The organism is Herminiimonas fonticola (assembly GCF_040395855.1).
Classification (GTDB): Bacteria; Pseudomonadota; Gammaproteobacteria; order Burkholderiales; family Burkholderiaceae_D; genus Oxalicibacterium; species Oxalicibacterium fonticola_A.
This window is the reverse complement of record NZ_JBEBPO010000024.1, coordinates 1-12,277: the sequence shown is the minus strand read 5'-3', so window position 1 is coordinate 12,277 and position 12,277 is coordinate 1. Positions and strand designations below refer to the sequence as shown.

Genomic DNA, 12,277 nt, shown 5'->3' with positions numbered 1-12,277 from the left:
TCGCATGATGTCAGAACGTCTGTGCGGTTCAGTTGCTAAGCCACCGTTTTTTCAATCGGATTCAGCCGTGTGTACGAAACACAGCGACTGAATCTTCATGAGTCTTCGCAACTACTTCTGAACGGATAAAACCGTGACTGTCGCGGTGCCATCGATGTTCTCGACTGTAAACTTCACCTTGTCTCCAACCTTGACACCGGAAAGCAATGCTTTGTCTTTTACGGGAAACAGCATGGTCATCGCCCCCATTTCTACCGTCGCGCTTTTGATGCGTCCATGTTTCAAGGTAATGCTTTTATTTTCTTTGTCGATGGCTTTGACTTCGCCATCCGATAAGGCTGTTGCACTTGCCGGTTTCGCCGGCATGTTATTCATCTTCATTCCTGCCATGCCCATATCTTTTCCGCTTTGATCAGCGTAGGCATTCATCGCCAGCAGAGAAAATCCGCAGACGGTTACCAGATTAAAAAACGATTTCTTCATTGATTGCTCCTTAGTAGTGAGATGATTTGTTATGTACTGCCAAACGTAATGTGCGTTCTTGAAGCAAACGCCATGCTGCCGGAATCACAAACAGCGACAACAATGGTGCGGTAATCATGCCGCCCACCATCGGCGCTGCAATCCGTTGCATTACTTCGGAACCGGCGCCGCTACCGAACATAATCGGGATAAGGCCGGCCAGGATAACTGCCACTGTCATGGCTTTGGGGCGCACACGCAGTACGGCGCCTTCCCGTATCGCTTCCGCAATCAGTTCCTTGCTCAAGGGCAGGCCGGACTGCAGTCGCTGATTCAATGAATTGCGTAAATACACCAGCATCACGACGCCGAACTCAGCCGCCAGTCCTGCCAGCGCGATAAAGCCGACTGCAGTCGCCACCGAAACAGCATGGCCCAGCAACCACACAAACCAGAAACCGCCGATGAGCGAAAAAGGCACGGTAAGCATGAGCAGAAATGCTTCCGATATTGAGCGAAACGCCAAGTACAGGAGGATAAGGATGACGGCCAGCGTGAGTGGGATGACCGTTTGCAACTTGGCGACGGCACGTTCCAGATATTCAAATTGCCCCGACCAGCCTATCGAATATCCAGGTGGGAGCTTTACTTCTTTTTCCACCGCTGCCTGCATTGCCTTCACTGCCGAGTGCAAATCGGTTCCGCGTACATCGACATAGACCCAACCGGAAAGGCGCGCGTTCTCGCTGCGTATCATTGGCGGTCCATCGGTCACCTTGATGCTCGTAATATCACCGAGCCGTAGCTGTGCACCTCTGTCTGTGACAACAGGAAAGTCACGCAGTGTTTGCACGGAGTTGCGGTAATCCTGCGGGTAGCGGACATTAATGGGAAAGCGCTGCCGTCCATCCACCACCTCACCAATGTTTTCACCACCGATGGCAGATGAAATGACCGATTGCACATCCGTCACCGCCAGGCCGTATCGTGCTGCTTTCGCCCGGTCGATATCGACATCGATATAGCGTCCGCCGCTGACGCGTTCAGCCAGTGCAGAAGTCACTCCGGGTACCTTTTTGACGACGGCTTCGATTTGCGTGGCGATTTTGTCGATTTGCCCGAGGTCGGCGCCCGACACTTTCACACCGACAGGCGTTTTGATACCGGTCGAAAGCATGTCGATGCGGTTACGGATGGGCGGCACCCACACATTCGATAGTCCTGGAACTTTTACTATTCGGTCCAGCTCTTCGATGAGCTTTGCAGACGTCATGCCAGCACGCCATTGCTCTTTCGGTTTGAACTGAATGGTCGTTTCAAACATTTCCAGCGGCGCAGGGTCGGTTGCCGATTCGGCGCGGCCGGCTTTGCCAAATACCGTCGCGACTTCAGGAACGGTTTTGATGAGACGGTCTGTCTGTTGCAGCAGTTCGCTGGCCTTGGATGCAGACAAGCCGGGCAATGCGGAAGGCATGTACAGCAAATCACCCTCATCCAGCGGCGGCAAAAATTCGCCACCTAACTGAGAGACAGGAATAGCTGTCAGGACAAGAGCGATGAATGCAATGGCAATCGTCCATTTCGGATGTTGCAGGCTTGCATTCAGCCATGGCCGGTACGCGCGTATCAGCACGCGGTTAATCGGGTTTGCTGCTTCGCTGGGAATACGTCCGCGTATCATGTATCCCATCAATACCGGTATCAAGGTAATCGCCAGTCCGGCGGCCGCTGCCAGCGTGTAGGTTTTTGTATAGGCAAGCGGTGCAAACAATTTTCCTTCCTGCGCTTCCAATGCAAAGACAGGAATGAAGGAAAGCGTAACGATCAGTAGTGAGAAAAACAGCGCTGGACCAACCTCGATCGCCGATTCTGCAATCAAGTCCCAGCGTTCACGCGTACTGATTTCCTGATTCGGGTGAGTGTGCGCATAGGCTTCCAGATGCTTGTGCGCGTTTTCAATCATGACAATTGCCGCATCGACCATCGCACCGACCGCAATGGCGATGCCCCCCAATGACATCAGATTGGCATTGACCCCTTGGTAGCGCATCACAATGAAGGCAGCGAGCACACCCAGGGGGAGTGAGATGATGGCGACCAAGGCACTGCGCAGATGAAACAGGAAGATGGCGCAGACCAGTGCGACCACAACAAACTCTTCAATCAGCTTGTCCCTCAGGTTGGTCACTGCAGCTTTAATTAATTTGGAGCGGTCGTAGGTCGTGACTACTTCTACGCCCTTGGGTAACGAACTTTGCAAGGTAGCGAGTTTTGCCTTGACCGCCTTGATGGTTTCCAGCGCGTTTTTACCGGAACGCATGACAACGACGCCACCGGCAACTTCACCTTCACCATTCAATTCGGCAATCCCGCGACGCATTTCCGGGCCAATGCGCACGGTCGCCACATCTCTGAGCAACACAGGTGTACCGGCATCATTTGCATTCAGCAGGACATCGCGAAAATCTTCCAGTGAGTGCAGATAGCCGTGCGAACGCACCATATATTCGGTCTCGGCCATTTCGACGACCGAACCACCGGATTCCTGATTTGCCTTCGCCAACGCATCCAGCACTTTTGCATGCGAGATGCCGAATACGCGCAGCTTGTCCGGGTCAAGGATGATCTGATACTGCTTGACCATGCCGCCGATGCTGGCGACTTCGGCCACATCCGGGACTGTTTTGAGCTCGAACTTCAGGAACCAGTCATTCAATGTGCGCAACTGGCTGAGGTCGTTTTGCCCGGTGCGATCGATCAGTGCGTATTCAAATATCCAGCCTACACCGGTTCCATCCGGCCCAAGTTCGGCCTGCACACCTTGCGGTAAGCGGCTTTGTACCTGGCTGATGTATTCCAGTACTCTGGAGCGAGCCCAATACTGATCGGTGGCATCGTCAAACAACACGTAGACAAACGAGTCGCCAAAAAAGGAATAGCCACGGACAGTCCTGGCACCGGGAACAGCCAGCAGTGCTGTGGTTAATGGATAGGTAACCTGGTCTTCCACTATCTGCGGGGCCTTGCCGGGATACTGGGCGCGAATGATCACTTGCGTGTCCGACAGGTCTGGTAGCGCATCCAATGGCGTTTTGTTCAACGACCAGAGCCCCCATCCCGCGATGACGAGCGCAGCAAGCAGTACCCAGAATCGATTGGCAATCGACCAGCGAATAACTCGCGCAATCATTGCTTGCCTCCGGCCGGTTTGACACTTTCGAGCAGGTAGCCGTCGTCATTTTCCCTGAAGGAAAATTCAACTTCCTGTCCGGCCTTTATCTCGCTGAACACATCAGGGCGCGATTTGTTGAAGTCCATCGTCATTGCATCCCATTCAAGCTCCGGAATCGGCTTGTGCGAAAGCGTCAGTGCCTTTGGTGTCACTTTTTCTACGATGCCTATACTGCGGTAAACAGGAGAGGCTGCCGGCTGGATTGTTTTACTATTGCCGGCGAACTTGGGCAATACCGCCTTCAGGCTTGCTTCCGAATCGATCAGGAATTGTCCCGAGGCGACCACTTTCTGCCCCTCACTCAAGCCACTCAGAATCTCAGTGTCGGTTCCGATATCCCGGCCTGTCGTCACAAGAACGGGTTGCATGCTGTTGTTTTCGCCGGCGACCAAAACGATGGATTGCTTGCCGCTTGCAATGACTGCTTCGCTCGGAACCAGAAGCCTTGAAACGGATTTGTCGGTATTCAGGCGAATGCGCATCAGCATGCCCGGCGTAAGGCTGCCGTCACGATTGTCCAGTTCAAGTCTGGCCTGCAAGGTGCGTGTCGCAGTGCTGATGCCCGGCAGGATTTCACGCACCTTGCCGCTGTATTTTCTATTCGCGTCACCAGAGAATGTAGCTTCGACCGTCATGCCGGAGCGGACTGAATTGGTCAGTGCCTCTGGCACTTCTGCTACCAGCCACACCTTGCTCAAACCGGCGACTTTTGCAATGCTCATGCCGGGAGCAACCATGGCACCATCGCGTACCGATAGCTCTGTGATGACACCTGTTACAGGCGATGTCAGCGTGTAGTGCTGTTGGGATTGTCCGGTACGGTCCGCCTGGTTTATCAAGCTATCCGGAATGGACATCGCGCGCATTCTTTGTCTGGCGGCTGCCGCCAGCTCGGTATTGCCGCCACGCTTGAGCGCCAGATATTCCTCTTGCGGAGCAATCCAGTCAGGAACGAAAATTGAAGCAATGGCTTCGCCGCGCTTGATGCGCTGCTGAGGTGAGCGGGCATACAGCTTGTCTATATATCCGGTAACCCGGCTTTGCACGACTTCCGATGCACTCTCATCGAACTGCGTCGTGCCGACCACTTCAAATGCATCATGCACTTCTTCGCGCCTTACGCTTGCAAAGCGGATCCCCAGATTCTGTTGAAGTGAGGGACTGATCTTTACTCCACCATCATCGACGCCTTCATCCGCGTAAACCGGAACCAGTTGCATATCCATGAAAGGACTTTTACCAGGCTTGTCGAACTTGTTTCCCGGAACCATAGGGTCATGCCAATACAGGATTTTGCGACCCGTCTTTGGATCGATTTTTTCGCTAGCAGCTGTAGTGGAGGTTACAGTGCCATCCATGTTTTTTTGAGTGCCAAGCCAGTAGCCGCCAAAGACAAGACCTGCACCGACTAGTATCAGGGCCATCGCTTTCAGTACGAATTTAGATTTCATTGCATTCCTCCTGCCGACGCCATGTCATGTGGAATCACGTGGTATTCAAGCGCTGCCCAAGTCAACGCGGCTTCCCTTTCAAGCTCGACTATTTGAAGCCGTCGTTCCAGTAACATTTTTTTTGCATTGAAAACAGCGCTCAAACTGCCCGCTCCCGAACGATACGCAGCCGTTGCCAGTTCCACCTGCTGCGATGCGGCTGGCAGCAACTGCGCATTGAGTTGCGTAATGCGTCCCTTGAGACTTTCCAGTGTGGATGACTGATTCTCGATTTCAGTCTGCAGGTCACGCAATGCTTCTTCGTACTGCATGCGTGCCTTGGTGCCCAGGGCAGATTTTTCAGCGATGTCGCGGTTCTGTTTCTGCGCGCGATTGAGGGCGAGAGGAATGCTGATGCCAAAAGACACCATGTTTGAATACTGGCTGCCGCGCTGGCTGTAAGCTGCTTCAAGCGACCAGTCCGGATTGCTTTCGCGGGTCGCAACGGTGCTGTCGGCATCAGCGAGATTGACCGCTCGACGAGCAGACAAAAGCATTGGATGATATTTTTCTAGTTCTTCTACTGCCAATCTAGGCACATGTGAAGTCAGCTTGGGTGTCTCGTCGGCGACAGTTGCGGCAGGCATGCCGGTCCAGCGACTTAGAGCGAGTCGTGCATTCCGCACATCCTGTGTGTTCTTGCGCGTTGCATCCTGTGCTTGCGAGAGTGTCAGTTGCGCCTGCATTACATCCGAGGCTGCTGCCTTGGCGCTGCGATGTGCAGCATTGACTGCATTCAAGTCTTCGGCCGCTTCTTTTTCCATTGCACTCACCAATACCAATGTGCGCTGACCGTAAAGAACATTGACCCACGCCTTGGCAGTTTCTTCCCGCACCTTGGCGACACTTTCCAGATAAGCACTTTCTTCCATCTCGACGGCGCGTTGTGCACGTTCGGATCGTGCAGCACGTTTGTCTGAAGAGACCCATTGCTGCTCGATGCCGATCCGGCGCATGGTCATGGAATCGTTGGTCGTGCTGTAACGGCCGGAGCCGCTCATCGGTAGATTGTCGATGCCGACTTTCAGCATCGGGTCAGGTAACTGATCGGCTTTTGCTGCGGATTCACGACTGGCCGACACCGATGCACTGGCGGCCTTGGTCAGTGATGAGCGCTGCAGTGATAGCTGCAATGCTTCGTTTAATGTAAGCCCGTTAGGCTGGGCGTGCGCCATAGACAAGCCCAAAGCCAGCGTCAATAAAACGCTGATGCGGCATAGAGTGCGCGACTGAAGACTCAGTGGTGTTTGGATACGCAAAAACATACAACCCCCTGTAGAGAAGACGAACGCCGACGACGGCACAATGCCGGCCAGCGAAACTACAGCGGGTTAAATCAAATGCGAAGTCGTTGGGTTCGGAGATAAGGCGGGTCTACGCCTAATTCCGGGGGAGTGTTTGTCCAGGCTGAAGCCCGAATGGCAAGAGCAACCGGCATAGATGCCGGCATGATAAATGAAACGATGGTTGGCCCCAGTAATGGTGCGGCGGCCAGATGTTCAAGCGCTAACTGCGTACCTGCTTGTTGGGAAGCACATTGAACCGGATTTTCAGTATCCATTCCTGCACAGGGCATGTCACCCATTGCCATTTCTTGCATAGGGGCCGTTGTCTGCGGACAAACGTAGGCAGCCATTGCTATTCCTGAGGTCAGAACTGTCATGACCAGAAAGCAGGCAATTAGACGGCAAAAAGATGAGAAAGAATGACGCATACGTGTAATCAGGAGTGTGGCGATAGTGTAGCGCAGATTCTTGAGTGGCTTGAATAGTTGACGTTCGATTAAACGTTTGCGTTCCCGACGCTGTTGCAAGCAAGGCGCTGATTTGAGCAGCAGCAATCTTGTATAAAAATTATTTTTCCTGAAAAAAATAAATCAGCGATCACCTGTAGTCGTGTCTTTTTTTACTACTCATTTTTGGGAAATTCCACATTTCACTTGTGCCTTAAATCTGAATTTTGATATATTGCTGCCTAGGCAGTTATTGACTTAGGCAGCTATATGAATGAATTTGAAAAAATATTCCCGTCCGGCGGATGGTGCGTAGAAGAGAGTGTGGGTTATCTGTTGGCGCGCTCTCGCACCAAGCTTGTGAAAGCGGTTGATATCGAACTGGCACAGCACGACATCACGCATGCGCAAGGCAGCATGTTGCTGATGCTTTCTTCAGGTAATTATTCAACAGCAGCCGAACTGTCGCGTGAGCTGTATATCGATTCTGCTTCGATCACGCGCATGATCGATAGGCTGGAGAAGCGCGGGCTGATCGTTCGCATGCCGTGCAGCGACGACCGGCGCGTCATTAATCTGCAACTGACGGAGGTCGGCACCGAGCTCGCCGCTCGTTTGCCGGATTTGTACATGGGTGTATTGAGCCATCATTTTGCCGATTTCACTGCCGATGAAGTGGTCATGCTCAAGACTTTGCTGCGCAAGCTGTTGTTTGGCTCTCCCGAAACCGGCGGCAAGGATGCAAAAGCCGGGAGCGCATGATGAAAAATTCCGCGCAGTTACCTTTTGCTTCGCGTCGCGGTTTGCTTGCAGCGAGTTGTGCTGTCGTGTTGCTGAGTGCCTGCGCCAGCTTCAAGGGAATAGACACCAGTACCAGGCTGCAACAGCCAGGCGATTATGCAACGGCAGCATCCTTGCCTGATCAGCATGGGCAATGGCCGGATGCTTCGTGGGCGCAAACCATAGGCGGCGCATCGTTGCAGACCTTGATCGATGAGGCGATTGCGGGCAATCCGAATCTGCAGATTGCCGCGGCGCGCGTTGCTGCTGCGCGAGCCGTCACTGAAGCCGCTGGTGCCGCCAGCAGTCCTGCATGGTCGGCAAATTTCAAAAGCACGTATCAGCGTTTCAGCGAAAACTACATTATTCCGCCGCCCTTTGCCGGTTCCTATCAATCGGATAATTCGCTGACGCTGAATTTTTCCTACGACTTCGATTTCTGGGGCAGACATGCAGCGGAACTGCGCAGTGCGCTGTCGCAAGACAAGGCTGCGCAGGCAGAACAATACAATGCACGGCTGGTGATTGCGACCTCGGTTGCACACGCCTGGATACAGCTGGCAAGACTGTATGCGCAACTGGATTTGAACCAGCAGCAGCTTGAGGTGAGCGGCAGGATTGCACATCTGACGCAATTGCGTTTCAACGCCGGGCTGGATGCCAAATCGGAGAGTCAGCAAACGCGCCAGCAAGTAGCCAGCCTGGGTGCGGAGCGCGAACAGTTGCAGGAGCAAATCGTACTGACGCGCAACCAGCTGGCAGCGCTGCTTGGACAGGGCCCTGATCGCGGCCGGCAAATCGAACGGCCGACATTGCCCGCTGATGTGGCGACTGCCTTGCCGGATGCATTGCCGCTGGCATTGCTGGGACGGCGTCCCGACATCGTTGCCGCACGCTGGCAGGTGGAAGCGGCTGACGGTGGCATTGCTGCTGCCAGGACCACGTTTTATCCCAACGTCAATCTGATGGCCTTCGCCGGGTTCTCCAGCATCGGCCTGAATAATCTGCTGCAAAGCGGCAGTCGTGTGGTTGGCATAGGCCCGGCCATCAGCGTACCGATTCTGGAAGGCCGTACCCTGCGCGCCAATCTGAAAGGGCGCGTAGCCGAATACGATGGCATGGTCGCTACCTACAATCGCGCATTGACCGACGCCTTGCATGATGTCGCCGATCAGGTGACATCCCTGCGCGCAGTTGCCCTGCAAAGCGAACAGCAACAGCGTGCGACGCAAGCCGCTGCCGGCAATCTGGATCTGGCGCAGCAACGCGAACGGGTCGGCACCACGAATATGCTGCCGGCCTTGAGTGCGCAGATGACCTTGCTGGCGCAACAACGCATGGATCTCGATCTGCAGGCGCGTCGCAACGATCTGCGCGTTGGCTTGATCAAGGCACTGGGCGGCGGTTTTGACGCACAGTCACAAGACCTTGCCAAAGAAAATTCCATTTCCCTGAATGTTCCCACCCCTGTGAGAAGTGCATCATGAATACGACCAGCCCGGCAGTAATAGATACCCCCAATAACAACGGCAAACGCCGGCGCCGCATCATTCTGTTTTCTGGCGTGCTCGCGCTGTTGCTGATTGCCTACGGCATATGGTGGGCGATTTATGCGCGTCATTTTGAAGAGACCGATGATGCCTATGTCGCCGGCAATGTGGTGCAGGTGACGCCGCAGGTGGGCGGCACCGTAGTTGCCATTCATGCCGACGATACGGAGCTGGTGCAGGCTGGCAAGCCGCTGGTCGAACTCGATCACAGCGATGCCAAGGTGGCGCTGAATCAGGCGGAAGCGCAACTGGCGCAAACGGTGCGTGAAGTACGCACTCTCTTCGTCAATAACGGTACGCTGAATGCCAACGTGGCCTTGCGTGTCGCCGATGTGGCGCGTGCACGGGCCGATCTGGCGCGGCGTCAGGAATTGAGCGGCACCGGTGCGGTATCGAAAGAAGATCTGGAACATGCACGCAGCGCATTGCAAACGGCGGAATCCGCATTGCAGGCCACGCGCGAGCAACTGGCATCGAACCAGGTGTTGACCGATCGCACCTCGGTTGCGAATCATCCGAATGTGCAACGCGCGGCCGCACAGGTGCAAGCCGCTTATCTCGCATTGGCGCGCAATACACTGCCTGCGCCTATCACCGGTTATGTTGCCAAGCGTTCGGTGCAGGTCGGCCAGCGCGTAGCGCCCGGCACGTCATTGCTGTCTGTTGTGCCGCTGACGACCTTGTGGGTAGATGCCAACTTCAAGGAAGTGCAGGTTGCCAGAATGCGTATCGGCCAGCCGGTTACGCTGCATTCTGATTTGTACGGCAGCCGTGTTGAATATCACGGCAAGGTGGCAGGTCTGTCGGCTGGAACGGGCGCCGCCTTTGCCTTGCTGCCGACACAGAATGCCAGCGGCAACTGGATCAAGGTGGTGCAGCGCATTCCGGTGCGCATCGCGCTGGACCCGAAAGAATTGACTGAACGTCCTCTGCGCGTGGGTTTGTCCATGCAGGTTGAAGTGGATATCGCGCATGCGGAAGGCACCTCGCTGACAGCAGTGGCGGCGGCACGCACGGAGCCGGTTTATCAAACTGCAGTATTCGACAATGCAGGACATGAGGCAGAAGAACGTGTGGCACAAATCATTGCTGCCAACAGCAATGCCGCGATGACGCCCACAACACACTAAATCATGAGTGCAACTCCTGCTTCCGCGCTGCCGCCGCTGAGCGGTACGCGACTTGTCGTCGGTACGGTAGCGCTGTCGCTGGCGGTATTCATGAACGTACTCGATTCATCGATTGCGAACGTGTCGATACCGGCGATTTCAGGCGATCTCGGCGTGTCGCCGCAGCAGGGCACGTGGGTGATTACGTCGTTTGCGGTGGCCAATGCGATTTCGGTTCCATTGACCGGCTGGCTGACGCAACGCTTCGGCCAGGTGCGTTTGTTCATTACTTCCATCCTGCTGTTCGTGCTGGCGTCGTGCCTGTGCGGTTTGGCTCCGAGCATTGAAATACTGATTGCCGCACGTATCCTGCAGGGTGCAGTGGCGGGCCCCATGATTCCCTTGTCGCAGGCATTGCTGCTGTCGAGTTACCCGCCTGCGAAGAGCGGGATGGCGCTGGCCTTCTGGGGCATGACGACGCTGGTGGCGCCGGTCGCCGGCCCCTTGCTGGGCGGCTGGATTTCAGACAACTACACGTGGCCGTGGATTTTTTACATCAATATCCCGATCGGCATTTTTGCCGCGTGGGCGACGTGGTCGATTTATCGCGAACGCGAATCGAAAACCTACAAGCTGCCGATCGACAAGGTCGGCCTGGTGCTGCTGGTGTTGTGGGTCGGTTGCCTGCAACTGATGCTGGACAAGGGCAAGGAGCTGGACTGGTTCCATTCCGGTGAAATCATTATTCTTGCCTCGGTGGCGGCGGTGGCATTCGTGTATTTCCTGATCTGGGAAATTGGCGAAGAGCATCCGGTAGTCGATCTGTCGCTGTTCACCGGACGCAATTTCAGCGGCGGCGTGGTGGCGATTTCCGTGGCTTACGGTTTGTTTTTCGGTAGTTTGGTCATCCTGCCCTTGTGGCTGCAGACACAGCTCGCATACACGGCGACTGAAGCCGGCAAGGTGATGGCGCCGGTGGGTATCCTCGCCATTATCATGTCGCCGATTGTGGGCAAGTTGCTGCCGAAAATCGATGCGCGCTGGGTCGCGACGACGGCTTTCCTGATTTTTGCGCTGGTGTTTTTCATGCGAGCCCAATTTACACAGGACGTTGATTTCAACACGCTGATGATTCCAACCGTGATTCAGGGGGCGGCGATGGCGATGTTCTTCATTCCGCTGACTTCCATCATCCTGTCCGGCCAGTCGCCGGACAAGATTCCGGCAGCGGCGGGTTTGTCGAACTTTGTGCGCATCATGTTCGGCGGTATCGGCACTTCGATTACCTCGACGATGTGGGACAACCGCACCATCCTGCATCACGCGCAGCTGGCCGAACATACCGGGCCGCATAATCCTGCATTTACGCAAGCAATGAATACCTTGATGTCGCAGGGTTTGTCTGAACAGGCTGCGTGGGCCGTGATAGACCGTTCGATGACAGTGCAGGCGAGTACGCTGGCGGCAACCGATATTTTCTGGATATCGGCCATCCTGTTTCTGGTGCTGATTGCTTTCATATGGATGACCAAGCCGAGCAAATCCAGTGTGCCGGCAGATGCCGGGGGCGCGCATTGATGTATCTGTATCGACTATCATGCTGAAATTCAATTTCTGGCTGACCGTATGAGTGTTCCGCACACCTTGCATCTGTTTTGTCGTGTCGTCGATAACTATGGCGATATCGGTATTTGCTGGCGGCTCGCAAGACAACTGCAACAAGAGCATGGCGTCGCCGTTACTTTGTGGGTGGATGACTTATCCAGCTTTCAGCGGATTTGTCCGGGAGTCGACATCGACGCTGAAGAACAGCGCGTGGCCGACGTGACGGTGCGCCATTGGGGCAATCAGGAGGGCGCATTTTCGCCAGACGATATCGCCGATATCGTCATTGAATTTTTTGCCTGCGATATTCCCCCCGG

Annotated in this window: 9 protein-coding genes; 5 read left to right on the top strand and 4 right to left on the bottom strand. The window is 54.9% G+C overall.

What is annotated here, in order from left to right; all coding sequences use genetic code 11:
• Nucleotides 1-111 precede the first annotated feature (111 nt).
• Genes ABWP27_RS05275 through ABWP27_RS05260 form a run of 4 tightly spaced genes read right to left on the bottom strand, consistent with a single transcriptional unit; the run spans nt 112 to nt 6,449 of the window.
• A complete protein-coding gene (locus ABWP27_RS05275; protein WP_353154349.1) occupies nt 112-483 on the bottom strand; it encodes a copper-binding protein in 372 nt (123 codons plus the stop codon).
• A 10-nt stretch (nt 484-493) separates the two neighbouring features.
• The gene (locus ABWP27_RS05270; RefSeq protein WP_353154346.1) at nt 494-3,652 is read right to left on the bottom strand and encodes an efflux RND transporter permease subunit; all 3,159 of its coding nucleotides are present in this window, start codon (nt 3,650-3,652) and stop codon (nt 494-496) included.
• A complete protein-coding gene (locus ABWP27_RS05265) occupies nt 3,649-5,145 on the bottom strand; it encodes an efflux RND transporter periplasmic adaptor subunit (protein WP_353154344.1) in 1,497 nt (498 codons plus the stop codon). Before ABWP27_RS05265 ends, ABWP27_RS05270 begins: the two co-directional genes overlap by 4 nt.
• Entirely contained in the window at nt 5,142-6,449 is a 1,308-nt protein-coding gene (locus ABWP27_RS05260) for a TolC family protein (protein ID WP_353154342.1), read from the bottom strand. The genes ABWP27_RS05265 and ABWP27_RS05260 overlap by 4 nt, the downstream gene beginning before the upstream one ends.
• Nucleotides 6,450-7,186: 737 nt before the next feature.
• Here ABWP27_RS05260 and ABWP27_RS05255 point away from each other — a divergent pair.
• The 5 genes from ABWP27_RS05255 to earP all read left to right on the top strand — a co-directional run.
• Nucleotides 7,187-7,678, top strand: coding sequence for a MarR family winged helix-turn-helix transcriptional regulator (locus ABWP27_RS05255; RefSeq protein WP_353154339.1), 492 nt, complete (start codon nt 7,187-7,189; stop codon nt 7,676-7,678).
• Nucleotides 7,678-9,183 carry an efflux transporter outer membrane subunit gene (locus ABWP27_RS05250; RefSeq protein WP_353154337.1) on the top strand — a complete coding sequence of 502 codons (1,506 nt, stop codon included), beginning with the start codon at nt 7,678-7,680 and terminating at the stop codon, nt 9,181-9,183. Before ABWP27_RS05255 ends, ABWP27_RS05250 begins: the two co-directional genes overlap by 1 nt.
• A complete protein-coding gene (locus tag ABWP27_RS05245; RefSeq protein WP_353154334.1) occupies nt 9,180-10,376 on the top strand; it encodes an HlyD family secretion protein in 1,197 nt (398 codons plus the stop codon). Before ABWP27_RS05250 ends, ABWP27_RS05245 begins: the two co-directional genes overlap by 4 nt.
• 3 nt (nt 10,377-10,379) lie before the next feature.
• Nucleotides 10,380-11,933 carry a DHA2 family efflux MFS transporter permease subunit gene (locus ABWP27_RS05240; RefSeq protein ID WP_353154331.1) on the top strand — a complete coding sequence of 518 codons (1,554 nt, stop codon included), beginning with the start codon at nt 10,380-10,382 and terminating at the stop codon, nt 11,931-11,933.
• A gap of 48 nt (nt 11,934-11,981) precedes the next feature.
• A partial coding sequence (earP, locus tag ABWP27_RS05235; RefSeq protein WP_353154329.1) for an elongation factor P maturation arginine rhamnosyltransferase EarP occupies nt 11,982-12,277 on the top strand: 296 nt, incomplete at its 3' end.